General features: G+C 72.9%; 22 protein-coding genes. 11 read left to right on the plus strand and 11 right to left on the minus strand.

Annotation, left to right across the window (positions count from 1 at the left end; translation table 11 throughout):
• Positions 1–140 precede the first annotated feature (140 nt).
• The 4 genes from AB0B55_RS22065 to AB0B55_RS22080 all read right to left on the minus strand — a co-directional run bounded on the left by AB0B55_RS22065 (position 141) and on the right by AB0B55_RS22080 (position 3243).
• On the minus strand, positions 141–1016 hold the full coding sequence (locus AB0B55_RS22065) for an alpha/beta hydrolase (RefSeq protein ID WP_357119881.1): 876 nt from the start codon (positions 1014–1016) through the stop codon (positions 141–143).
• Positions 1017–1085: 69 nt separating this feature from the next.
• Positions 1086–1403, minus strand: a complete 318-nt coding sequence (locus AB0B55_RS22070; RefSeq protein ID WP_355050256.1) for an antibiotic biosynthesis monooxygenase — start codon at positions 1401–1403, stop codon at positions 1086–1088.
• A gap of 49 nt (positions 1404–1452) precedes the next feature.
• Complete coding sequence (locus AB0B55_RS22075) at positions 1453–2250, minus strand: exodeoxyribonuclease III (RefSeq protein ID WP_357119878.1); 798 nt, start codon at positions 2248–2250, stop codon at positions 1453–1455.
• Between the two features lie 72 nt (positions 2251–2322).
• Entirely contained in the window at positions 2323–3243 is a 921-nt protein-coding gene (locus AB0B55_RS22080; protein ID WP_355050254.1) for a PAC2 family protein, read from the minus strand.
• A 401-nt stretch (positions 3244–3644) separates the two neighbouring features.
• On the opposite strand from AB0B55_RS22080, the gene AB0B55_RS22085 reads away from it, so the two are divergent.
• From AB0B55_RS22085 to AB0B55_RS22095, 3 genes are all read left to right on the plus strand, one after another.
• Positions 3645–4493 carry a peptidase M23 gene (locus tag AB0B55_RS22085; RefSeq protein ID WP_357119875.1) on the plus strand — a complete coding sequence of 283 codons (849 nt, stop codon included), beginning with the start codon at positions 3645–3647 and terminating at the stop codon, positions 4491–4493.
• 106 nt (positions 4494–4599) lie between these two features.
• Entirely contained in the window at positions 4600–4746 is a 147-nt protein-coding gene (locus tag AB0B55_RS22090; RefSeq protein ID WP_355237852.1) for a hypothetical protein, read from the plus strand.
• 46 nt (positions 4747–4792) lie between these two features.
• Positions 4793–5548, plus strand: a complete 756-nt coding sequence (locus AB0B55_RS22095; protein ID WP_357173374.1) for an EcsC family protein — start codon at positions 4793–4795, stop codon at positions 5546–5548.
• Positions 5549–5571: 23 nt separating this feature from the next.
• Here the strand turns inward: AB0B55_RS22095 and AB0B55_RS22100 are convergent, their stop codons facing one another.
• Positions 5572–6423, minus strand: a complete 852-nt coding sequence (locus AB0B55_RS22100; protein WP_357173377.1) for a GDSL-type esterase/lipase family protein — start codon at positions 6421–6423, stop codon at positions 5572–5574.
• 190 nt (positions 6424–6613) lie between these two features.
• Between AB0B55_RS22100 and AB0B55_RS22105 the strand changes: the two genes are divergently transcribed.
• The 5 genes from AB0B55_RS22105 (at position 6614) to AB0B55_RS22125 (ending at position 11242) form a co-directional block, all read left to right on the plus strand.
• Complete coding sequence (locus AB0B55_RS22105) at positions 6614–6877, plus strand: DUF6343 family protein (protein ID WP_357119866.1); 264 nt, start codon at positions 6614–6616, stop codon at positions 6875–6877.
• Between the two features lie 13 nt (positions 6878–6890).
• Positions 6891–8306: an NADP-dependent succinic semialdehyde dehydrogenase gene (locus AB0B55_RS22110; protein WP_357119863.1), complete on the plus strand. Its 1416-nt coding sequence runs from the start codon at positions 6891–6893 to the stop codon at positions 8304–8306.
• 104 nt (positions 8307–8410) lie between these two features.
• Positions 8411–9376, plus strand: a complete 966-nt coding sequence (locus AB0B55_RS22115) for a TIGR03885 family FMN-dependent LLM class oxidoreductase (protein WP_357119860.1) — start codon at positions 8411–8413, stop codon at positions 9374–9376.
• A 37-nt stretch (positions 9377–9413) separates the two neighbouring features.
• On the plus strand, positions 9414–10988 hold the full coding sequence (locus tag AB0B55_RS22120; protein WP_357173380.1) for a Na+/H+ antiporter: 1575 nt from the start codon (positions 9414–9416) through the stop codon (positions 10986–10988).
• Positions 10985–11242, plus strand: a complete 258-nt coding sequence (locus AB0B55_RS22125; protein ID WP_357119854.1) for a UBP-type zinc finger domain-containing protein — start codon at positions 10985–10987, stop codon at positions 11240–11242. The genes AB0B55_RS22120 and AB0B55_RS22125 overlap by 4 nt, the downstream gene beginning before the upstream one ends.
• Before the next feature lie 3 nt (positions 11243–11245).
• Here the strand turns inward: AB0B55_RS22125 and AB0B55_RS22130 are convergent, their stop codons facing one another.
• From AB0B55_RS22130 to AB0B55_RS22140, 3 genes are all read right to left on the minus strand, one after another.
• Positions 11246–11776: a GNAT family N-acetyltransferase gene (locus AB0B55_RS22130; RefSeq protein ID WP_357119851.1), complete on the minus strand. Its 531-nt coding sequence runs from the start codon at positions 11774–11776 to the stop codon at positions 11246–11248.
• A gap of 13 nt (positions 11777–11789) precedes the next feature.
• Positions 11790–13019 carry an MFS transporter gene (locus AB0B55_RS22135; RefSeq protein ID WP_357119848.1) on the minus strand — a complete coding sequence of 410 codons (1230 nt, stop codon included), beginning with the start codon at positions 13017–13019 and terminating at the stop codon, positions 11790–11792.
• A gap of 83 nt (positions 13020–13102) precedes the next feature.
• Positions 13103–13579 (minus strand): DUF222 domain-containing protein, encoded by a 477-nt coding sequence (locus AB0B55_RS22140; protein WP_357173383.1) that lies wholly within the window; start codon positions 13577–13579, stop codon positions 13103–13105.
• A 157-nt stretch (positions 13580–13736) separates the two neighbouring features.
• On the opposite strand from AB0B55_RS22140, the gene AB0B55_RS22145 reads away from it, so the two are divergent.
• Both AB0B55_RS22145 and AB0B55_RS22150 read left to right on the plus strand, forming a co-directional pair.
• Positions 13737–14393 carry an HAD family hydrolase gene (locus tag AB0B55_RS22145; RefSeq protein ID WP_357119842.1) on the plus strand — a complete coding sequence of 219 codons (657 nt, stop codon included), beginning with the start codon at positions 13737–13739 and terminating at the stop codon, positions 14391–14393.
• Between the two features lie 237 nt (positions 14394–14630).
• Complete coding sequence (locus AB0B55_RS22150) at positions 14631–15512, plus strand: aminoglycoside phosphotransferase family protein (protein WP_357173386.1); 882 nt, start codon at positions 14631–14633, stop codon at positions 15510–15512.
• Between the two features lie 61 nt (positions 15513–15573).
• Here AB0B55_RS22150 and AB0B55_RS22155 read toward each other — a convergent pair whose 3' ends face one another.
• The gene (locus AB0B55_RS22155) at positions 15574–18183 is read right to left on the minus strand and encodes a glycoside hydrolase family 9 protein (RefSeq protein WP_357173389.1); all 2610 of its coding nucleotides are present in this window, start codon (positions 18181–18183) and stop codon (positions 15574–15576) included.
• Between the two features lie 249 nt (positions 18184–18432).
• On the opposite strand from AB0B55_RS22155, the gene AB0B55_RS22160 reads away from it, so the two are divergent.
• Complete coding sequence (locus tag AB0B55_RS22160; protein ID WP_357119833.1) at positions 18433–19158, plus strand: protein phosphatase 2C domain-containing protein; 726 nt, start codon at positions 18433–18435, stop codon at positions 19156–19158.
• Between the two features lie 7 nt (positions 19159–19165).
• Here AB0B55_RS22160 and AB0B55_RS22165 read toward each other — a convergent pair whose 3' ends face one another.
• Both AB0B55_RS22165 and AB0B55_RS22170 read right to left on the minus strand, forming a co-directional pair.
• Entirely contained in the window at positions 19166–21799 is a 2634-nt protein-coding gene (locus AB0B55_RS22165; protein WP_357173858.1) for an ATP-dependent helicase C-terminal domain-containing protein, read from the minus strand.
• Positions 21800–21949: 150 nt separating this feature from the next.
• On the minus strand, positions 21950–22783 hold the full coding sequence (locus tag AB0B55_RS22170) for a SigB/SigF/SigG family RNA polymerase sigma factor (RefSeq protein WP_357119831.1): 834 nt from the start codon (positions 22781–22783) through the stop codon (positions 21950–21952).
• Between the last annotated feature and the right edge of the window lie 5 nt (positions 22784–22788).

Genomic DNA, 22788 nt, shown 5'->3' on the forward strand with positions numbered 1-22788 from the left:
GACACCCCGATTTCGCCGAAGTCGAGTCGATCAAGCCCGGCGGTCAGGGCGTCAGGGGAACCCGCCTGGCGCGGATCGTGCGGGCGGGCGCTGGTCACCGCCCCGGCCCGACCCGGGCGAGCTGGTAGCCCGGCCGGGCGTCAGCGCAGGAAGTCCAGAAGTCGGTGGGCCGTCTCGTCGGGCGCTTCCTCGGGGATGAAGTGCCCGGCCGGTACGGGGCCGCCTCGTACGTCGTCGGCCCACTGCCGCCAGATCGCCATCGGGTCGTCGTAGAGCTTGGCGACCTGGCCGTGTTGGCTCCAGAGGAACAACAGCGGGCAGGCGATCTTCCGGCTCCCACGGTCTGCCCGGTCCTGGTCGTAGTCCAGGCTGGCCGCCGCGCGGAACTCCTCGCAGATCGCGTGCACGGTCTCGGGGTGCGTGAACTGCTCGACGTAGGCCGCCCGTACCTCGGGTGGGAAGGAGTCCTTCACCTCCGGCCAGTTCTCCAGCATGTAGTCGACGAGCACCTCGGGCGCGGCGGCGATGAACCGCTCGGGCACCGGCTCCGGCGCGGCCAGGAAGGACCAGACCCAGTAGGACAGGCTGAACGCCTTGTCGGCGCGGTCGTACACGTCGCCGATCGGCACGACGTCCAGGACGGCCAACCGGGTGACGACGTCCGGCGCGTCGAGCGCGAGTCGGTACGCGCACCGCGCCCCGCGATCGTGGCCGACCAGGTGGAACCGGTCGTACCCGAGGCTCCGCATCACCTCGATCTGGTCGCGGGCGATGGCGCGCATGCTGTACGGCTCGTGGTCGGCGCTGCTCGGCGGTGTGCCGCTGTCTCCCCAGCCCCGCAGGTCGGTGGCGACGACGGTGAAGTGCTCGGCGAGCCGGGGCGCGACCCGGTGCCACATGAGGTGCGTCTCGGGTATGCCGTGCAGCAGCAGAACGGGCGGCCCGTCACCGCCACGCCGTCCGTGGATCGTCGCGCCGGACGTGGCGATGTCGAACTCTTCGAAGCCGTCGAACATGGCCGGACGCTATCAGCGCAGATCGCCGTCGGGGCGGGGTTACGTCGAGCCCGGCAGGCCGGCAGGTGGTCAGGGCTGGGGGACCCGCAACGCCACCTCGAACTCCAGCAGGGTCGCGCCGCTGGAGACCGGCGGGCGGGGCGTCTCCCCGGGGGCGGTGGCGTGGGCGGCGCGGGCGGACCCCGAAGCCCAGGCCTGGTACGCCTCCTCGCTCTCCCACCGCGTATAGACGAAGTAGCGGGTCTCGCCGGCCACCGGGCGCAGCAGTTCGAAGCCGAGGAAGCCGGGGGAGCCCTCCACCGCGCCGGCCCGTGCCGCGAACCGCTTCTCCAGCTCGGGGCCGGCGTTCGGGGGAACCTCGATTGCGTTGATCTTCACGACTGCCATCTGCCCACCCTAGCCAGCCCCGGCGGCCGTGCGGCGGGAGCGCCGGAGGTCAGAGCCCCTCGACCGCCGGAACGAGGTCCGCGTCGACCACGATCGGCGCGTGGTCGGAGGGGCCCTTGCCCTTGCGGGCCTCCCGGTCGACGTACGCCGAGCGGACCGCGCGGCTGAACGGCGCGGAGGCGTACACCAGGTCGATTCTCATGCCCTTGTTCTGGTGGAACATCCCGGCGCGGTAGTCCCAGTACGTGAAGGGGTGCGGCCCCTTCATGGGCGTCGGCACCACGTCGTTGAGGCCCAGGTCGCGCAGCGCGGCGAGGGCGGCCCGTTCGGCCGGGGTGACGTGCGTGGAGTGGGTGAACACCGCCGGGTCCCAGACGTCGGCGTCGGTCGGGGCGACGTTGAAGTCACCGCAGACGGCCAGCGGCCGGCCGCCGGCCAGCTCCGCCTCCAGCGCGTCGCGCAGCGCCGCGAACCAGGCGAGCTTGTACGCGTAGTGCGGGTCGTCGGGCGCGCGCCCGTTGGGGACGTACACCGACCAGACCCGCACCCCGTCGCAGGTGGCGGAGATGGCCCGAGCCTCCGGCTCGGGAAAGCCCGGCTCGCCCGCGAAGCCGACGCGGACGTCGTCGAGGCCGACCCGGGACAGGATCGCGACCCCGTTCCAGCGGCCGTCACTGTGGCTGGCCACCGTGTAGCCCAGCTCGCCCACCTCGGCCACCGGGAACGCGCCGTCGGGGCACTTCGTCTCCTGCAGGCAGACGACGTCGGGACCGGTGTCAGCCAGCCATTCCAGCAGCCGGGGGAGCCGGGCCTTCACCGAGTTCACGTTCCAGGTCGCCAGGCGCATACGTCCACCCTGCCGTATCCGCCGCCCCGACGCCGCCTCACACAGGTGCCGGGTCGCCGGCACGCCGCCGGATCAGCTCCCGGGAGTGTCGCCGGGGCGGGTCTGTTCGGCCAGGAACCGTTCCAGCTCCGCGCCGAGTTCGTCGGCGGTGGGTAGCGGGCCGGCGTCCGGGGCGAGAAGGCTCCGCTCGCCGCGTCCTCGGGCGAACGCGTCGTACTGCTCCTCCAGGGCCTGGACCAGCGCGGCGGCGTCCTCGGTCTGGGCGACCTGCCGGTCGATCTCCACCCGGACCACCTCGGCGGCCGAGCGCAGGCCGTCGCCGGGCAGCAGCAGCCCGGTGCTGCGGGACACGGCGCTCAGCAGCACCTCGGCGGCGGCCGGGTACTCGGTCTGCGCCACGTAGTGCGGCACGTGGGCGGCGAAGCCGAGCGCGTCGCGGCCCTGCTCGCCGAGGCGGAACTCCAGCAGATGGCCGACGCTGCCGGGCACCTGAACCCGTTGCAGCCACGGCTCGTACCCGCTGATCAGCTCGGGACGGGTGGCGTGGGCCGTCACCCCGGTCGGCCGGGTGTGCGGGACCGCCATCGGGATCGAGTTGAGCCCGACGGTGAGCCGTACGTCGAGCCGGGCGGCGAGCCCCGCGACGGCGGCGGTGAACCGCTCCCACTGCAGGTCCGGCTCGGGGCCGGTGAGCAGCAGGAAGGGCGTCTCGTCGTCGTCGTGCAGCAGGTGCAGCTCCAGCTCCGGCGCGTCGAAGCTCTCCCAGTGGTCCTCGTTGAAGGTCATCACCGGTCGCCGGGAGCGGTAGTCGAAGAGCTGGTCCACGTCGAAGGTGGCGATCGGCCGACCCTCGAGCGAGGTGAGCAGTTGCTCGCGGGCCAGCCGGCTGGCGTTGCCGGCGTCCACGAACCCGGTGAGGGCCTGAATCAGGACCGGCTGCCCGAGGTCGGGCAGATCGTCGGTGAGCTGGTAGAGCTCGTGTGGGTCGAGCACCGGTGCGGACCTCCCTGGAATGTGCCTGTTCGGGTGCCGTCGCGACGGACAGCACTCGGTTCGGGCAACGTACCCGCCATCCTGGCGCATTCCTGCGTCGGGCGATCCGTCGCCCGCCCGGTGGGCACGATCGGACGAACCACCCGATTCCGCCGATCGGCCGATGGGCGGTTCGGCCCAAAGGCCGAGTTTGTCGATCATGTCGGGTCGCGCGGACCGATGTCCATCTCTGTCGCGGTCCGTGCCGGCCTGTACGCCCCGCCGCTTTCCTCCGGTACGCGAGGTTCGTTCCTCGGGCGGGTCGAGCGGCATCGCTCGTCCACCGGTGGCGCCTGTTTGTGTGGCGATGACCACGTGATCACCGTGCGTGATCGGGGCTTCGGTCTGCCTAGCCTCGGCTGATGCGTGACGACGGCACCCTCGACGACCCGTACGCCCCGAGTAGCCCCACTGCCGAAACAGCGGAAGGCACCTCAGCCGAACGGACAACCGCCGCGAGTCGGCTTCGGGCGTACGCCCGCGACCTGAGCGGCCGACGCCGCGCCCAGGTGGCGCTCGCCACCGGCGTGGTCTGCTGCCTCGGTCTGGCCACCGCCGTGCAGGTCCGGGACCAGGACGCCGGCGCGCAGTCGCGCGAGAAGACCGCCGGCGTCGAGCTGGCGGAGCGCGCCGAGCAGCAGACCGCATCCCGCGGGCTCGACCGATCGGCGGCCCCGTCCGCCACCCCGTCGACGTCCACCACCCCGGCCGACCCGGACGCCACCCCCCGCGCCCGCAAGGTCGCCCCGGCGAAGCCGACCCGCCCGGCGCCGGTCGCCGGTCTGGACGAGGACCAGATGGAGAACGCCGAGGCGATCGTCCGCGCCGGCCGCAAGATGGGCATCCCGCGCCGTGGCCTGGTCATCGCGGTGGCGACCGCCATGCAGGAGAGCAACCTCTACAACGTCGCCAGCGGCGTCCTGCCGGAGTCGCAGGACTACCCGCACCAGGGCGTCGGCTGGGACCACGACTCGGTCGGGTTGTTCCAGCAGCGCTCCAGCAGCGGCTGGGGTCCGGTCGGTCGGTTGATGGACCCGGAGTTCGCGACCCGGCAGTTCCTCACGGCACTCGAACAGGTGCCCGGCTGGCAGCAGATGCGCCTCACCGATGCCGCGCAGGCGGTGCAGGTCTCCGCGTACCCGGAATACTACCAGCAGCACGAATGGCGGGCCACCCGGGTCGTCGACGCCATCGTGCCGACGGGGCGGTAGCCTACCGACCACTATGGACGGTGAGGGTTGAGCCTGTCGCGTCCCGGGTACATCCGTTGCGGGTTCGGGGTACACATGACTGAGGGATCACCGACAGGAGGACGTTATGTCTCTGATGCAGCGGATCAGCACTTTCCTGAGATCGCCCAAGGGTCAGCAACTGGTGGACCGGGGCCGGCGCGAGCTGGCCAAGCCGGAGAACCAGCAGAAGCTCAAGGGGTTGGCCACCCGCCTGTCCAACCGCCGTCGCTGACCGCGCCACCGGCCGTCCTGCCCGTACCCACCCCTGGGGAGACCCGGTGACCGACACCCCGCCCACCGGCGGTCAACCCGCCGCGCCCACCCCCGAGCCGTCGGCCGACCTGCCGGTCGCGCCGCCGGCCACGCCCGAAGGCCCGCCTGCGCGGCTGTGGGACCGGATGCGTGACGATCCGCAGTACGCCCCGGAGCACCTCGCGCTGGAGGCGGTACGCCGACTCGGGCCGGAGGCCGCGCAGTGGGCCGCCCGGGCCCGCAACGACCACCCCGGTGTCTCGTCCGACGTCCTGGCCGACCAGGCGGTCCGCAAGTTCGTCAACCTGGCCCGCCTGTCCGGGGCGGTCTCCGGCGCGGCCGGGCTGCCCGGCGCGGTCCTCGACGTCGGCGTGCTGGCCTGGACCCAGGCGCGGATGGTCCTGCACGTCGCCGCCGCGTACGAGGTCGACCCGCTGCACAGCGACCGGGCCACCGATCTGCTCGTGCTCCAGCGGGTGCACAAGGTCGCCGAGAGCGCCCGCCTGGCGCTCGGGGTGGCCGCCGGCCGGGAACGCGCCGACGCGCTCTTCGGCCTGGGCGGTCAGCGTCCGCTGGGCCGGGTCATGTTGCAGCTCGGCGTCCGGCTCGCCCAGATGGCCGGTGTGCGGGCGGTCAAACGCGTCATCGCGAAGATCGTCCCCGGGGCGGCAATCGTGCTCGGCACCTGGGCCAACTCGTCCGCCACGAAGGACCTGGCCGAGCGCTCGCGGGCGCTCTACGGTCGCCGCGGCACCGCCGTTCCGGAGCCCCGCCACCCCTGATCGGTCCGCTCGCGCGGGCGGACTCAGTCGGCCAGTCCGGAGGCGCGCCAGGTCACCTCGGCCAGGCGGTCCTGACCGCTGGCGTTGGGGTGGAACCAGTCCAGCGGGTTGAGCAGGTCCAGGGTGAAGCGCACCCGGTGCGCCGCGCCGCCGTCGTGCCGGCAGCGCGAGCCGTACGCCCGGCAGGCCGCCACCAACTGCACGTTGTACGCGTCGATCCGTTCCCGGACGGCGGCCCGGCGGGCCTTGTCGGCGGCCGCGTTCGACGTCGCGTTGGCCAGCAGCGCCGGACAGATGCCCCGCTTCCACGCACGCGTCGCCCGACCGTCGGTGTGCCCGACCTCCCAGAGTCGGTACAGGTCGGGGATGCTCACCACCAGCACCCGGGCCTTCGGTCGACCGGTGCGCAACGCCCGCAGGCCCCGGTCGACGTCGGTACGGAACGTGGTCACCGGGGTCATCGCGTCCACCCCGCCCCGGCAGATGTCGTTGGCGCCGATCAGCACGGTGACGTAGTCGGCGCGGTCGCGTACCGCTGCCTGGGCCTGGCCTTCCAGGGCGTCGGCGCGGGCGCCGGGCCGTGCGTGGTTGTACGCCCGGCCACGGATCGCGGAGTCCTGGTCGAGCAGTCGCCGGTAGTGACTGTGTACCCGCAGACCGTCCCCGGTGGACCACGAGTTGCGTTCGCAGGAAGTGAGGACCAGGCAGGAGGCGAAGCCGGTGCTGATCGAGTCGCCGAGCGCGGCGATGCCGCCGGGGCCGCCGGACGACGGCGCGCTCTTGGTGGGGCGCGGCGCCGCCGATGTGCCACCCTCACAGGCCAGCGCCACCAGTGCGGCGAGGCAGGCCAGGGCAGCGATCCAGCGTCGAGGCATGACATCCCCTGTCTCGCAGCACAGAGCGACAGCGCGGTAACTCTATGCGCTGGACCCGGTTGGGCGGGAAGTTGCTGTCGGGTATGCGGCGAAGAGGCCTCGGACCTGCCGTCGGGATGCTATAAGTGCCGCCGCGCGTGGAGTCGTCGGCCACCGGTTAACACCCCCGATCGCGGGTAGATCGTGGGGTATGACGAGATCGCAGCCCCGGCGCGCCCGTGGCACGGTCGGGCACGCGTACAGCGCCCTCAACCTGCGGCTCACCCTCGCCAGCTTCGGACTGGTGATCATGGTGATCTTCGCGGTGCTGGCGTTCTGGGTCGGGATCGCCTGGCTCGGCGTGCTCTGCGCGATCCTCGCGGTGGTCGCCGTGGTCGATCTGGTCGTGATCCAACGCCGCCGCGCCGCCCGCCGCCGCGAGGAGCCGGGCGTACGACACTCGCTGTTCGAGTGACAGGAGAAGCGAAATGCCGCACATCGCCACCACCAACCCCGCCACCGGTCAGGTGCTCAAGACCTACGAGGCGATGTCCACCGAACAGCTCGACGCCGCCATCGAGCGCACCGATCTCGCGTACCGGCAGCTGCGCGGCACAGGCGTCGAGGAGCGCGCCCGGTGGATGAACGCCGCCGCCGACCTCCTCGACGCCGAACGGGACGAGATCGCCCGGATCATGACCACGGAGATGGGCAAGACGTACGCCGCCGCGCAGGCCGAGGTGACCAAGTGCGCCACGGCCGCCCGCTTCTACGCCGACAGGGCCCCGGCGTTCCTCGCCGACGAGCCGGCCGACGCCGCCGCCGTGAAGGCGACCAGGGCGTTCATCCGCTACCAGCCGATCGGCGTGGTGCTCGCCGTGATGCCGTGGAACTTCCCGCTCTGGCAGGTGATGCGCTTCGCCGCCCCGGCGTTGATGGCGGGCAACACCGGCCTGCTCAAGCACGCCTCGAACGTGCCGCAGACCGCGCTGCTGCTGGAGGACGTGTTCCGCCGCGCCGGCTTCCCGGAGGGCGCGTTCACCACCCTGCTGGTCGGCTCGGACGCCGTCGAGCGCATCCTCGCCGACCCCCGGGTACGCGCCGCGACGCTCACCGGCAGTGAGGCGGCCGGGCGGTCGATCGCGCAGATCGCCGGGCGGGAACTCAAGAAGACGGTGCTGGAGCTGGGCGGCAGCGACCCGTTCGTGGTGATGCCCTCGGCGGACCTGGACCGTGCCGCCGAGGTCGCCACCACCGCCCGCTGTCAGAACAACGGCCAGTCCTGCATCGCCGCCAAGCGTTTCATCGTGCACACCGACGTCTTCGACGCGTTCGCCGAGAAGTTCGCCGCGAACATGGCCGCGCTGCGCGTCGGCGACCCGATGGACGGCGACACCGACGTCGGGCCGCTGGCCAGCGAACACGGCCGCGACGAGGTGCACGCCCAGGTGCGCGACGCGGCGGAGAACGGCGCGACGGTGCTCTGCGGCGGTGAGCTGCCCACCGGCGACGGATGGTTCTATCCGCCGACCGTCGTCACCGACCTGACGCCGCAGATGCGGATGTGGTCCGAGGAGGTGTTCGGGCCGGTCGCCGGCCTGTACCGGGTGTCGTCCTACGACGAGGCCATCGAGGTGGCCAACGGCACGAGCTTCGGGCTCGGGTCGAACGCCTGGACCAGGGACGCGGCCGAGCAGGAGCGCTTCGCCACCGACCTGGACGCCGGCAACGTCTTCGTCAACGGCATGACCACCTCGTACCCCGAGCTGCCCTTCGGCGGCGTGAAGAACTCCGGCTACGGACGGGAGCTGTCCGAGCTGGGCATGCGGGAGTTCTGCAACACCAAGACGGTGTGGGTGGGCGAGGGGGCGGCGTCGGCCGGCGCCGGCGCGCACGCCGAGTAACACCTCCGCTTGAAAGGAAGGGCCCCTTATTAGACGCGGAGCGTTAATAAGGGGCCCTTCCTTTCAAGCATCAGAGGGCGTCGTCGTGGGTAGGAGATGCGCCCATGACGACGTTCGGGTTCCACGCCTCGCACGAGCAGATCAACCCCCGCGCCCTGCTGGAAGCGGTGATGCACGCCGAGCGGGCCGGCTTCGACGCCGCCATGTGCTCCGACCACTTCTCGCCGTGGAGCGAGCGGCAGGGTGAGTCCGGCTTCGCCTGGTCCTGGTTGGGCGCGGCCCTGCAGGCCACCGGCATGCCGTTCGGCGTCGTCAACGCCCCCGGCCAGCGGTACCACCCGGCGATCATCGCGCAGGCGATCGGCACCCTCGGCGCGATGTACCCGGGCCGGTTCTGGGCGGCCCTCGGCACCGGCGAGGCCAGCAACGAGCACATCACCGGTGACGTGTGGCCCCGCAAGGACGTCCGTTCCGCCCGGCTGCGCGAGTGCGTGGACGTGATCCGGGCACTGCTGGCCGGTGAGGAGGTCAGCCACGACGGCCTCGTCCGGGTCGACCGGGCCCGGCTGTGGACCCGTCCCGAGGAGCCGCCCGCGCTGGTCGGCGCCGCCGTCAGCGTCGCCACCGCCCGCTGGTGCGCCGAGTGGGCCGACGGCCTGATCACCGTGAACGCGCCCGTTGAGCACCTGCGGGCGATGATCGACGCGTACCGGGACGCCGGTGGCCGGGGACCGCTGCACCTCCAGGTGCACGTCTCCTGGGCGCGGGAGCAGGCACAGGCCGAGGCGATCGCGTACGACCAGTGGCGCAGCAACGTCTTCGCCCCTCCGGTCTGCTGGGACCTGGAGACCGTGGAGCACTTCGACGAGGTGTCCGCCGACGTACCCGCCCAGCGGGTCGCCCAGGTGGTGAACGTCTCGGCGGACCTGGGCCGGCACGTCGGCTGGTTGGAGGAGTACGTGGCGCTCGGCTTCGACCAGATCGCTCTGCACCACGTCGGGCAGGAGCAGCGCGGTTTCATCGACGCGTTCGGCGCCGAGGTGCTGCCGAAGTTGCGTCCGGCCGGCTGATCGGGCGTCGACCACCCGCCCCCTAGGCTCGTACCCCATGGAAAGCCTGTTTCCGGTCGTCGTCTTCCTGGCGATCGCCACCCTGGGCGCGGCCTTGGCCCGCCGGCTGGGCCTGCTCGCGCCGATCCTGCTTGTCGTACTCGGATTGGCCCTGTCCTTCCTTCCGGGCTTCCCGCAGATCCACCTCGAGCCGGAGTTGGTGCTGATCGGCATCCTGCCGCCGTTGCTGTACGTCGCGGCGCTGGAGACGTCGGTGCCGGCGTTCAAGAACAACATCCGGCCGATCCTGCTGCTCGCCGTGGGCCTGGTGCTGTTCACCGCGTTCGCGGTGGGCGTCGTGCTGCATCTGCTGCTGCCGCAGGTGCCGTTCGCGATCTGCCTGGCCCTCGGCGCGGTGGTCGCGCCGCCGGACGCGGTGGCCGCCACCGCGGTCGCCCGCCGCGTCGGGCTGCCCCGCCGGGTGGTCACCATCCTGGAGGGGGAGAGCCTCGTCAACGACGCGACCGCGCTGGTGCTGCTGCGGGTCGCGACCATGGCCACCATCGGTTCGACCGTCGGCACGGCGGACGTGGCCGTGGAGGTGCTGCGCGCGACCGGCGGCGGCATCCTGATCGGCGCGCTCGGGGCGGTCGTCTTCGGCTTCCTGCACCGGCGGATCAGCGACCCGCTGCTGGACAACGCGCTGTCGTTGATCATCCCGTTCGCGGTGGTGTTCACCGCCGAGCACGTGCACGCCTCAGGTGTGGTCGCCGTGGTCGTCACCGGGCTGGCCCTCGGCCACAAGCTGCCGCAACTGCTGTCGGCAGCGTCCCGGTTGCAGACCGGGGCGTTCTGGCGGCTGGTGCGGTTTCTTCTCGAAGGGCTGGTCTTCCTCCTGGTCGGGCTGCAACTGCGGGACGTGCTGCGGAACCTCGACGAGCCGGCCGGCTCCCTCGTCCTGATCACCGTGGCGGTGTTGGCCACCGTCTTCCTGACCCGCTTCGTCTGGCTCTTCCCGGCCACCTACCTGGCCCGGCTGGTCCCTCGGATCCGCCGCCGCGACGCGGCCCCCTCCCCGAAGATCCCGATCATCATCGGCTGGGCCGGGATGCGCGGCGTGGTGACGCTCGCTGCCGCCCTGGCCCTGCCGTTGACGCTGGCCGAGGAGGAGCCGTACCCGCGGGCCCTGTTCATCTGGCTGGCCTTCGCGGTGATCGTGGTCACCCTGGTCGGGCAGGGGGCCACCCTCCCGCTGGTCGCCCGCCGCCTGAAACTGCCCCAGGATGACCCCATGCAGGACGCGTTGTCCGCCGCTGGCGTACAGCAGCAGGCCAGCCGGGCAGCGCGGGACCGCCTGGAGGAGCTGGCCGACAGCGCGCCCGCCCCCGTGGTGGACCGGCTGCGCCGGGTGCTGGAGGACCGCACCAACATGGCCTGGGAACGGCTCGGCGGCGACGAGCGGGAAACCCCTTCACAGGCGTACGGTCGGCTGCGACAAGAGATGATCGACGCCGAGCGGGACGTCTTCCGAGCTGCCCGGGACTCCGGTCGCATTCCCGAGGAGGTACTGGTGCAGGCCTACCGTGACCTGGACCTGGAAGAGTCGCTGCTGCGGCAGGAGGTGGAACAGTGAGCTGTCAGCATCTGACCGAGGCCGGCACCGCCGAGCCGCTAACCCCCGACGAGTGCGCCGACTGCGTCGCCATCGGCAACACCTACTGGGTGCACCTGCGTACCTGCCTGAGCTGCGGGCAGGTCGGCTGCTGCGACTCGTCGCCGAACCAGCACGCGAGCAAGCACTTCGCGTCCACCGGTCACCCGGTGATCCGCTCGGCGCAGCCGGGCGAGGCGTGGCGCTGGTGCTTCGTCGACGAGGAGATCGGCTGACGTTCAGTCGAGCCGGCGCACGAGCAACTGCCCCGGCCACGGCTCACGCCCCGACCGGACCACGGTGAACGGTTCGGTCGGGGTGAAGCCGCAGCCCTCGTAGAACCGGACGAGTGCCCGGTCGTCGCCGCCATAGCAGTCCACCCGCAACAATCCCAGCCCGCGTGCCCGCGCCACCTCGGCGGCGTGCTCCAGCAGTCGGGCCCCGATCCTCAGCCCGGCGTGCGCCCGGTCGGTGACCAGCAGCCGGACGTACAGCTCCGGCTCGGTGGCCGGGGGCACGTGTTCGGTGGCGTCACCCACCACCAGCGCGCCGACGACACGGTTGCCCCGCATCGCCAGGTGCAGGCCGCCACTCGTGGCCCACTGATCGGCCCGGGCGATCTGGCCGGGATCGGTGGAGGGCTGCCGCGTGCCCCACTGCCCGGTCCGGCCGCGCTCCACCAGCCAGGCGGTGGCCACGTCGAGCAGCCGCAGCACGGCCGGGGCGTCGTCGGGGCCGCCGGGGCGGATGGTGATCGACTGATCGTTCATGCCCGGCATCCTGCTACACCCGGCGGGTGTTCAGCGCCCACCGGGTCAGCGCCGGGATGATCAGACCCGTCACGGCGAACAGCCCGGCGACGGCCAGCCAGCCGGCCGCCCCGCCGTCGATGATGACCAGGGTCAGCAGGGCCGGGGCGACGGCTCGGGCCAGGCCGGCGAGCATCCCGTCCACCCCCTGGTACGCGCCGACGGCTCCCGATGGGGCGAGATCGTAGGCCAGCCCGGCTCCCGCAGCGGCGTGCCACAGGTCTCCGGCGGTGTAGACGGCCGTGGCGAGCAGGAGGAGTGCGACCGCCGCCGTGGTGGGCAGGGCGACCGTGGTGGCGTACAGCAGCATCGCGGACGCCAGTACCAGGCCGGCGCGGCGCATCGTCGCCGCCGCGGGGACGGCGGTGTCCGCGCCCCGGCTCAGCCGCACCGCCAGCACGACGGTCAGCAGCGTGTTGGTCAGCAGCACCGCCGACACGACGGGCGGCGGCGCTCCGGCCACGGTCACCGCCCACAGTGGCACGACGAGCGTGAGAACTGTCTGGTGCATAGCGAGCAGCGCCGACGCGCCGCTCACCACGAGGAACCGGCCGTCGCGCAGCGCTCCTCCCCGGCCCAGGACAGCACCGGTCGCGACACGTGGCATCGGCGGGTAGGCCGGCAGTCGCAGCAACAGCGCCGCCGACACCAGGTAGGTGACCGCGTTGCCGACCACCAACAGTTGGTACGCCCGGTGCGTGTCGACGGCCAACGCGAACCCGGCCAGCCCGGCCCCGACGGCGATGCCCAGGTTCGCCACGGCGCGCAGCGTGGCGAAGGCGTGTACCCGCCGCTGCGGACCAGCGACGGCCGCGACCAACGCGGCGCGGACCGCGAGGTTGCCCGAGGCCAACAGCAGTTCGAGCACCGCGACGGCCAGGAAGACCGTGAACGAGTCGACCAGCAGGTACGTCGCCCCCACCGCCGCCTGGAGGACCTGCAGCGCGGCTCGCAGCGTGCGCGGGTCGCGCCGATCCGCCAGGGCGCCGAGCGGCACGCTGGCGGTCAGCCCGACCAGTCCGGCGACGCTGAGCCCGGCACCCACCTGGACGGGGGACAGCCCCACATCCCGGGTGAGATAGAGAGCCGCCCCGGTCAGCCACAGGCCCGCGCCGACCGAGTTCGCCAGGGTCGCGAGCGCGAGAGTGCGCAGTCGCCCCGCCGGTGGTGACGGCGCGACGCCGGTGTCGCCGATGACCGTCATGGTGGCGACGTTAGGCAGGACCTGCGGAGTCGGCAGTCCCGGACGACGCGAGGCTGGTCACACCAGCAGCCCGAGAGCACTTGTCACCACGGCCTGCCGCGGTCGGCCCGGCGCGCCTCGGCCTCCAGGGCTGCCCTGGCGGCAGCTTCGGCAAGCTCCGGGGCGACCTGGTCGAGGACCCGGGTGCCCAGCTTGCGCAGCACGGTCGGCTCGAACTTGCCGGCCCACTCGATGAGGACGCCGACCGCCTTGTCGGCCGTCTCGGCGTCAGCGGCCGTGTGCACCGGCAGGACGGTCTCGCCGATGACCCGCGCCTGCTCGACAGTGATGTCTCCGTGCGCTCCGGCATCGAGCGCCCCAGTGACATTGACCAGTCGGCGCGCGGTGGAACCGTCGAGCCGCAGCCGGTCCCGCAACCACACTGCCGTCGACGACGCGCCCTGGGGCGTGCCCCGGCCGTCCACCTCAGGCACCAGCGCCAGTTGCACGGCCGCCAAGCGTTGCGCGAGCCGGTGCGCGGCGTCGACGGCCGCGACGAGATCGTGCTCGGGAGGGCCCACACCGCCGCGTCGCGGCAGTCGGCAACCGCCGCCTCCGCCCGCGCCAACCCTTCCACCATGGACCGAGATTAGAACAGGTGTACGACAATCCAGGGCTGGGTCGGGCGTCGAATGCGCCTATGATCATCGATGATCGCAGCGGGACGGGAGAGATGGGTTGATCAAGGCGGTCTTCTTCGATGTGGGCGGGGTGATTCTCGACGAGTCCCGCGAGTTCGCGGCCTGGGCGGACTGGTTCGGCGTCCCGCGGCACACGTTGTCTGCCGTCTTCGGCGCGGTCGTCGCGAGGGGCCTGGACTACCGGGAGACGTTCCGGACCTTCCGGCCCGACTTCGACCTGGAGGTCGAGCTTGCCCGTCGAGCCGCCGCCGGGCAGCCGGAGACGTTCGGCGCGGAGGATCTCTATCCGGACGCGCAAGGGTGCCTCGCCGCCCTGCGCGATCAGGGTCTGCTGGTGGGCCTGGCCGGTAACCAGCCGGCCCATGCCGAGGCGACCCTTCGCTCTCTCGACCTCGAGGTGGACGTGATCGGCACGTCGCACTCCTGGGGCGTGGCGAAGCCGGCGCCGGCCTTCTTCGACCGGGTGGTGGCCGAAGGCGGCGGCGATCCGGCCTCGATCCTGTACGTCGGCGACCGGCCCGACAACGACGCCCGTCCGGCTCAGGAGGCCGGTATGAAGACGTGCCTGATCCGGCGCTCCCCGTGGGGGCACATCCTCGACATGCCAGCCGTGGCCGACCGGTGCCTGTTCCGCATCGACTCGCTGCACGAGCTGCCGGCCCTGATCGCCGCACACAACAGCCGAGCCGACTAGCCGCGCCCGACAGCCGAGCCGACTAGCCGGGCACACCGAGCCGCGCACACCGAGCCGCGCACACCGAGCCGCGCACACCAAGCCGCGCACACCGAGCCATGCACACCGAGCCATGCACACCAAGCCGGAAACAGCAGGCCGAGAACAACAAGCCGAGCATGCCAGGTCGAGCGGATCAGGCACCCGCCTCGCGCCGCTCGGCGCACGCCCACCGGGGCGCGGCCGTAGGGTTTTGCGGTGACCGTCAAGCGGATGCCCGCCGCGGAGATTCCCGTCTCTGTCGAACTGGTGCGCGGTCTGCTCGACCAGCAGCACCCCGATCTGGCGGACCTGCCGATCGAGATCCTCGCCAACGGCTGGGACAACCTCGTGTGTCGTCTTGGTGCGGAGTTGCTGGTCCGGTTGCCGCGCCGTGCCGTGGCCGCCGAGCTCATCGCGCACGAGCAGCGCTGGTTGCCGGAGCTGGCCGGTCGCCTGCCGTTGCCGGTGCCAGCGCCGGTGCGCGTCGGGCAGCCGACGACCCGCTACCCCTGGTCGTGGAGTGTCGTACCGTTCTTCCCGGGCCGGATCGTGGCGCTTTCGGCGCCCGGCGACCCCGGGGCGGCCGCGGCGACGCTGGGCGCCTTCCTGGACGCGCTGCACACCCCGGCTCCGCCGGAGGCTCCCGTCAACCCGATGCGTGGGATTCCCCTGCTCGGCCGCGCCCCGGGGGTCCTGAACGGGCTCGCGCATGTCGATCCGGCCGATCGTGCCGCCGCGCTGCGGGTCTGGGAGGTGGCCGTCGCCGCACCCGCGTGGGGTGGTCCACCGCTGTGGCTGCACGGGGACCTGCATCCCGCCAACATCCTCGTCGACCGGGGCCGGCTCAGCGCCGTGATCGACTTCGGCGACATCACCTCGGGCGATCCCGCGACCGACTTGTCCGTGGCCTGGATGCTGTTCACGGCTGAGCAGCGTGCTGCTCTTCGACGGGAGTACGGCCGTGCGGACGACGCGACCTGGGAGCGGGCGCGCGGCTGGGCGCTGGCCCTGTCCCTGGTGTTCCTGACGCACTCGCAGGACAACCCGCTGATGCGCGGCATCGGCGAGCGCGCCTTCCGCCTGGTGCTGGATTCGTGATGGCGGACGGGTGGTCCTGGTGGCCGCCCCCGGGGGGAAGGGCGGCCACCAGGGGTCGCGCTCAGGACAGCGAGCAGGCGTTCCCGTTGACGGTGACCAGCCCCGGGTTGGGGTTGGCGCCGCCGTTGGTCGTCGCGTTGAAGCCGAACGTCACCGTGCCACCGGGGACGATCTTGGCGTTGTACGACTCGTTCTTCGCGGTGACCGTCGCGCCGGACTGGGTGACCTTCGCCAGCCAGGCCTCCCGGACGCGCTGGTCACCCGTGAACGCGAACCGGGTGGTCCAGCCGTTGACGGCCGTGGACCCGGTGTTGCGGATGGTCAACTGCGCGGTGAACCCGGTGTTGCCCTGCCAAGCGCCGTAGTTGGCGTAGCTCACCGAGCAGGTGACGGCCGGTACGGCGCCCGCCTCGCCCTGGTCGGCCAGGAACGAGGAGATCCAGGCCAGCGCCGAGTTCCAGTTGATCGCCACCTCGTTCGTGGAGTACGAGTTGATGTCGTCGACGTAGCAGAACATCGGCTTGCAGCCGGCGAGCAACTGCGCCACGAAGGGGTCCTGCAACGCCGCGTTCGCGCCACCGGCGAGGGAGCCGGCGGGCGGACGGGGCAGGTTGGCGTCGAGCTGGTGGCCGAAGATCCGGCTGTGCTGGTTCTGCGCGGCGTGCTCGCCCCAGCCGGTGACGTACGAGATGTTCAGGGCGTTGCGGCCCAGGATGTAGTCCATCGCCTGCACGGCGCCGTCGCGGTAACGGGCGTCGCGGGTCAGGTCGAAGGCGGTGGCCAGGACGATCGCGTTGTTGATGATGCTGCTGTTCGCGCCCCAGAAGTAGCTGTCGGCGTCCCCGGGCATCGGCAGCCCGTACGCCTGCCGGCGCAGCTCGGCGAGGTACGCGTCGGCGGCGGCGGTGACCGAGGCGCGAACCCGGGTCAGGTCGGCGGCGGGCAGCCCGTTCGGCACGGTGGCCAGATCGAGTCGACCCAGCGCGGCGACGCTCTGCCAGCCGAAGCCACGCGGCTCGAACACGTTGCCGGTGTGGTGCGGCGACGCGGTCAGGTCGGTCAGGTAGGTCTGCGAACCGGTGGTGAGGTACAGCTCGACCGCCGCCCAGTAGAACTCGTCGGTGACGTTCGAGTCGTCGTACGCGCCGCCGCCGGTGCCGTCGGTCGGGCTGGCGTACACCGCGGGGTGTGCCTTCGCGGCGGCGTAGGCCGTCTTCGCGGCGGTGCCGCAGCGGGACGCGAACGCCGCGTCGTACGGGGCGAAGAGTCGCGCGCACTGGGCGGCGGTCGCGGCCATGTTGAGGGTGGCGGCGGTCGACGGCGGGTGCAGCTCGCGTGGCTGCGGGTCGTCCTGCGGGGCGAGCGGCAGGCCGGTCCAGTTCTTGTCGTGGATCTTGTGGTGGACCATGCCGGCGAGCGGCTTGCCGGCCGGCACCTGCATGCGCAGCAGGAACTCCAGCTCCCAGCGGGCCTCGTCGAGGATGTCCGGGACGCCGTTGCCGCGCTCGGGCACCCGCAGGGTGCTGTCGGCCAGTCCGGCGCCGCCGTTGGCGGTGGCGGCCGTCTTGGTCCGCTCGAAGGTGTTGAGGAGCTGGTAGGTGGCGATGCCGCCGTTGACCACGTACTTGCCGTGGTCGCCGGCGTCGTACCAGCCGCCGCGCACGTCGAGGGAGTAGTCGCAGACGCCCGGCTGGCAGGGCACGCTGGTGTCGCCCTGGTTGGGGGCGACGCCGAGGTGGCCGGCCGGGCGGGCGTACTCGTCGCCGATCAGGTCACCGTCGATGGCGATGCCGCTGCGCTGGGCGTAGAAGAACTGCATCGAGTCGGAGCGCAGTTGGTTGTAGAGGGTGCCGGAGATGTCGAACGGGTGACTGGTCTCGCCGTCGACGGTGAGCGTCAGCCCCGCGCCCGGGGTGCGGTAGCTGGAGAAGTCGACGGTCTGCACGTTCTGCCCGGAGGCGGCGTCCACACCACGCGTGGTGGTGGTGCCGCTGGCCAGGACGGCCCCGGCGGCCGAGTGGAGCTGCCAGGGCAGCGGCGTGGTCGCCTCGGTGACCACCGTGGCGTTCTTCGGCCCGCCGGGCAGGTAGCCGGCCTGGTTGACGCGGACGCGGGGCCCGGTGTCCGGCTCGTACGGCGCGGGGGGTTCGCCGCCGCGCAGCGACACGTCGTCGAGGCAGATGGTCTGCGCCTGCGCGCTGCCACCGACCTGGAAGATGAGCTGGGCGTTCTGGTTGTCGTCCGGGACGGTGAAGGTCGACTCGACGCGCTGGACGGTGCCGGTGGCGGCGGCGTCCACGGCCGCGTACGTGGTGTACGGGGCGCTGCCGAGCTGGAGCACGGCCTTGACGGCGGTGCCGGGGGTGGCGGTGATGTCGAAGCCGAGCGTGTACTCGGCGCCCGCGATCAGCGGCACGCCGTCCTGACCGATGCCGGCGTCCCACGGGTTGGCGAGTCCACCGGGGACGGCGGCGCAGAGCTGGCCGTCGGTGACCCCGAGTGAGTCGGTGCCGTAGGAGAACCACGGGCTCACGCCCGCGCTGAAGTCCCCGTTGTCGATCTGCTCGGGGGCGTCCGGTGGAGGGGCGGCGTAGGCCGCTCCGGCGCCCGCGCCGGTGAGGGCCAGGGCGGTCGCCGCGGCCAGGAGGAGGCGACGTTTGGATGGCGTCACGGGGTAGTCCTTCCGGGACGGGAGGTGAGGCAGGTGGCGGTGGCGACCTGGGAGCGCTCCCAGGTCGAAGCTCGATGTTTCCAGTGGTGGATCGTCCTGTCAATTGATCCGACTGGATGGGATCTGCCGTCCGACAAGGGCGGAGACGCGCGCCGCGGCCGAACGCGAGACGTGAGATTGGCCGCGCCACGCGCCGTCGTCCTGATCTCCTAGAGACAACTGCGCCCTTCGCCTGGCAGGCTGCCTCCCATGACCCTGAAGCTGCGCTCCGTGGGAACGAGCGACCGTGGGCTGATCCGCAGCGGAAACCAGGACGCCCTGCACGCCGGCACCTGGCTCGTCGCGGTCGCCGACGGCATGGGCGGAATGGCCGCCGGTGACCTCGCCAGCTCGCTCACCATCGACGCGGTCGCCCCGCTGGACGTGGAGACACCCGAGGACGCCCTGGTGGCCGCCCTCCAGGACGGCATCGCGTTGGCCACCGCCCGCATCCGGCAGGCGGTCGCCGACGACCCCGAGCGCCAGGGCATGGGCACCACGTTGACCGCCCTGCTCTTCGCCCGTACCGGTAGCTGCCTGGCCCTCGCCCACGTCGGTGACTCGCGGGCCTACCTGTTCCGCGAGGGTGTGCTCAAGCAGATCACCCGCGACGACACCTTCGTGCAGATGCTCGTCGACCAGGGCGTGATCACCCCGGACCAGGCCAGCAGCCATCCGCGCCGGGCCGTCGTGACCCAGGCGTTGCAGGGCGAGGACGTCTCCCCGTCGTACGCGACGATGGTGCCCCGGTCCGGCGACCGGTGGCTGCTGTGCAGCGACGGCCTCTCCAACGTCGTCCGCCCGGACACCCTGGCCGAGGTGCTCGCCGCCTACCCCGACCGGTCCGCCTGCGCCGGCAAGCTGATCGACCTGGCGCTGCACGCGGGCGCTCCGGACAATGTCACCGTCGTGGTGGCCGACGTCGTGGAGGAGTAACCCCTGCTCAGCGTCGTCGCGGCGCGGCCCGCCGGGTGGGCGTCGCCGTGTCCGGGTCTTCGGGCCACGGATGACGCGGATAGCGACCGCGTAGCTCGGCGCGGACCTGCGGATAGCCGGTACGCCAGAACGACGCGAGGTCCGCGGTGACCGCCACCGGCCGGCCGGCGGGGGAGAGCAGGTGCAGCAGCACCGGCACCCGGCCACCGGCGATGCGTGGGGCCGCCGGCCAGCCGAACGTCTCCTGGAGCTTGACCGCGAGCACCGGCGCGGCCGGGTCGGCGTAGTCGACGCGGATACGTGAGCCGCTGGGCACCTCGATGCGCTCGGGCGCGAACTCGTCCAGGCGCGCGGCCTGCGCCCAGGGCAGCAGCCGACGCAGGGCCGAGGTCACGTCGACCCGGCTCAGGTCGGCCCGCCGCCGGCCGGCGGCCAGCTCCGGCCCCAGCCAGGTCGGGGCGGCGGCGAGCAGCGCCTCGTCGTCGACGTCGGGCCACTCGGCGTCGAGGTGCAGCCGGCAGAACGCCATCCGCTCGCGCAGCCCCCGCGCCGCCGGGGTCCACGGCAGCAGTCCCAGGCCCTCCTGACGCAGGCCGGTGAGCAGCGCCGCCGTGATCTCCGCCGGGTCCGGACGGTCCAGCCGCCGCGTCACCAGTTCGATCGCGCCCAGTCGGGTCACCTCCCGGGCCACCACGTCCCCGTCGGACCAGCCGACCTCCCGGCGCGTGGACAGCAGGGGGCCCGCCGCCTCCCGGGCGGTCGCCTCGTCCAGGCCGGTGGCGCGGCGGATCCGCGCCGAGGGCGCGCCGGGGCGGCGGTCCGCGACCGCCACCGCCAGCCAGTCGGCGCCGGCCAGGCCCGAACCGGCCGCCAGCTCCGCGGCGGTCCCGCCCGTCATGAGGTACGACGATCCGCCCGGCCGCCGCACCCGGGCCAACCGCTCGGGGTACGCCAGACCGACGACCAGCCCGGCGGCGAGGTCATCGGTCAGCCGCTCGCGGTCAGCGGGTACGCCGGGCCGAGAAGTCGCGGCGGCACCGGTCGGTGACGCGCTACCGGTCGGCGGTGCGGTGCCGGGCGCGGCGGTTGCCCGGACACGTCCAGAACCGGCATGGTCGCCGTCGGGGGAGCCGGCGGGCAGGGCGGCGCGCAGGCGGCGTACCTCGGCCCGCCAGCGGGCGGTGGCCCCCGCGTCGACGCCGGCGCGCAACCGACGCCAGCCGGCCACCAGGTCGTCGCCGGGGCCGGCCGCGCTCTCCTCGGCGAGGAGGGCGACCACCTCGGCCGCCCGGTCGCCGCCGACCCGGTCGGCGGCGTCGAGCAGCGCCCGGGCCAGCCGGGGGTGCGCACCGGCGGAGGCGATCGCCCGTCCCCGCCCGGTGATCCGACCCGTCGCGTCGACCGCGCCAAGTGTTTCGAGGGTGTCCCGGGCGACGGTCATCGCCGCGGCCGGTGGCGCGTCGGGCAGCGCGAGTCCGACGCCATCCGGGCTGCCCCAGGCGGCCAGCTCCAACGCGAACCCGGTCAGGTCGGCGGTGGCGATCTCCGGCTCCGGCCGGGCGGGCAGCCGCTCGTGGGTGGCCTCCGACCAGCAGCGGTAGACGCATCCGGGCGCCTCGCGGCCGGCCCGGCCGGCCCGCTGGGTGGCGGCGGCCCGGGAGACCGGCACGGTGACCAACGCGCCCAGTCCCCGGGCCAGGTCGATGCGGGGCACCCGGGACAGCCCGGCGTCCACCACCGTCCGTACGCCCGGCACGGTGAGGCTGGTCTCGGCGAGCGCGGTGGACAGCACCACGCGACGCCGGTCGTCGGTCCGGGGGCGCAGCGCCGCGTCCTGCTCGGCCCCGCGCTGACGGCCGTGCAACGGCAGCAGCGCGACGGTGTCCCGCAGGTCGGCGAGCCGCCCGGCGACCGACGCGATCTCACCGGCCCCGGGCAGGAAGACCAGCACGTCGCCGGCCTGCTCGCGCAGCGCCCGGCGGACGGTGGCGGCCACCTGGTCGAGCAGCGCGCGGTCGACCGGGCCGGCCCCGGGCGGCGCGACGGGCCGGGGCGGCGGCGTCCAGATCCGCCGCACCGGGTGCAGCGCCGACTCGGCCCGGACCACCGGGGCGGGGGTGGCCCCGCCGAGTAGCGCGGCGAACCGGTCGGTGTCCGGCGTGGCGGACATGGCGAGGAGCCACAGGTCGGGCCGGAGCGTGGCCCGGGCCTCCACCGTGAAGGCGAGCGCCAGGTCGGCGTCGAGCTGCCGCTCGTGGCACTCGTCGAGCAGTACCGCGCCCGTGCCGGGCAACTCCGGGTCGTGGTGCAGCCGGCGGACCAGCAGGCCGGTGGTGACCACCTCGATCCGGGTGGCCGGGGAGACCCGCCGCTCGCCGCGTACGGCGTAACCGACCCGGTCGCCGACGCGCTCGCCCAGCAGGTCGGCCATCCGCCGGGCCGCGGCGCGCGCCGCCACCCGGCGGGGCTGGGCGATCACCACCCGGCCGTCGACCCGGTCGGCCACCGCCAGCGGCGCGAGGGTGGTCTTGCCGGTGCCCGGCGGCGCGACCAGAACCGCCGCGCCGGCCGCGTCGAGCGCGGTGAGCACCGCCGGCAGGGTGGGACGGACCGGCAGGTCCAGGGTCACGTCGGAGAGCACGGCCCAGTCTCGCACCGGGCCCCGGCGGGCTCGACGGGCCCGCCACCAACGCGAACGGCCGGGTCGCCGCCCCGAAGGGAAACGACCCGGCCGGTGTTCACACGATCGAGGACCGGGGCAACGCTGACCCGACCCTCGATCGTGAAGCCCCTAGTAGGTGCCGTCGAGCTGGCCCCGCAGCTTGGTCAGCGCCCGAGCGAGCAGTCGGGAGACGTGCATCTGCGAGACGCCGATCTGGTCGGCGATCTGCGACTGGGTCAGGTTGCCGTAGAACCGCAGGGTCAGGATCTTCTGCTCCCGCTCGTCGAGCGTGGCGAGCGCCGGGCCGAGGGCGACCCGCAGCTCGGCCAGCTCGAACTCGTTGTCCTCGCCGCCGAGCATGTCGCCCAGCTCGGTGGCCCGGTCACCGTCGCCGGTCGGCGTGGACAGCGACACCGCGTTGTACGCGCGGGCGCCTTCCAGGCCCTCCAGGACCTCTTCCTCGGTGATCTTGAGGTGGGCGGCGATGTCGGCGACCGTCGGCGAACGGCCGAGGGTCTGCAGCAGCGAGCTGTTGGCGTCGGAGATGGCGAGCCGCAGCTCCTGGAGACGACGGGGAACCCGGATGTCCCAGGTGCGGTCGCGGAAGTGGCGCTTGAGCTCGCCGATGATGGTGGGGATCGCGTAACCGGCGAAGTCGACGCCGCGCGACGGGTCGAACTTGTCGATGGCCTTGATCAGGCCGACGGCGGCGGTCTGCGCCAGGTCGTCGGTCGGCTCGCCCCGCCCGCTGTAGCGGTGGGCCAGGTGGTTGGCCAGCGGCAGCCAGGCCTCGATCGCGCGGTCCCGCAGAGCGGCGCGCGACGGGTGGTTGGCGGGCAGCGCGGCCATCGCGTTGAGGAGATCGGCGGCGCTGTCGGTGAGTGCGCGCGGGTCCAGCTTGGTGGTGCTCTTCTGCTCGGTAACCGTGGTGCTCGCCTGCTCGGTGATCGTTGACGCGGTCATGGTGG

It is taken from the genome of Micromonospora sp. NPDC049107 (assembly GCF_040648595.1).
Classification (GTDB): domain Bacteria; phylum Actinomycetota; class Actinomycetes; order Mycobacteriales; family Micromonosporaceae; genus Micromonospora.

Bases quoted from the DNA above. Each gene is read 5' to 3' on its own strand.
- AB0B55_RS22170 (WP_357119831.1), bottom strand. From the start codon at position 22,783: ATGACCGCGTCAACGATCACCGAGCAGGCGAGCACCACGGTTACCGAG.
- AB0B55_RS22110 (WP_357119863.1), top strand. From the start codon at position 6,891: ATGCCGCACATCGCCACCACCAACCCCGCCACCGGTCAGGTGCTCAAG.
- AB0B55_RS22090 (WP_355237852.1), top strand. From the start codon at position 4,600: ATGTCTCTGATGCAGCGGATCAGCACTTTCCTGAGATCGCCCAAGGGT.
- AB0B55_RS22160 (WP_357119833.1), top strand. From the start codon at position 18,433: ATGACCCTGAAGCTGCGCTCCGTGGGAACGAGCGACCGTGGGCTGATC.
- AB0B55_RS22100 (WP_357173377.1), bottom strand. From the start codon at position 6,423: ATGCCTCGACGCTGGATCGCTGCCCTGGCCTGCCTCGCCGCACTGGTG.
- AB0B55_RS22085 (WP_357119875.1), top strand. From the start codon at position 3,645: ATGCGTGACGACGGCACCCTCGACGACCCGTACGCCCCGAGTAGCCCC.
- AB0B55_RS22075 (WP_357119878.1), bottom strand. From the start codon at position 2,250: ATGCGCCTGGCGACCTGGAACGTGAACTCGGTGAAGGCCCGGCTCCCC.
- AB0B55_RS22065 (WP_357119881.1), bottom strand. From the start codon at position 1,016: ATGTTCGACGGCTTCGAAGAGTTCGACATCGCCACGTCCGGCGCGACG.
- AB0B55_RS22135 (WP_357119848.1), bottom strand. From the start codon at position 13,019: ATGACGGTCATCGGCGACACCGGCGTCGCGCCGTCACCACCGGCGGGG.
- AB0B55_RS22130 (WP_357119851.1), bottom strand. From the start codon at position 11,776: ATGAACGATCAGTCGATCACCATCCGCCCCGGCGGCCCCGACGACGCC.
- AB0B55_RS22070 (WP_355050256.1), bottom strand. From the start codon at position 1,403: ATGGCAGTCGTGAAGATCAACGCAATCGAGGTTCCCCCGAACGCCGGC.
- AB0B55_RS22120 (WP_357173380.1), top strand. From the start codon at position 9,414: ATGGAAAGCCTGTTTCCGGTCGTCGTCTTCCTGGCGATCGCCACCCTG.
- AB0B55_RS22115 (WP_357119860.1), top strand. From the start codon at position 8,411: ATGACGACGTTCGGGTTCCACGCCTCGCACGAGCAGATCAACCCCCGC.
- AB0B55_RS22105 (WP_357119866.1), top strand. From the start codon at position 6,614: ATGACGAGATCGCAGCCCCGGCGCGCCCGTGGCACGGTCGGGCACGCG.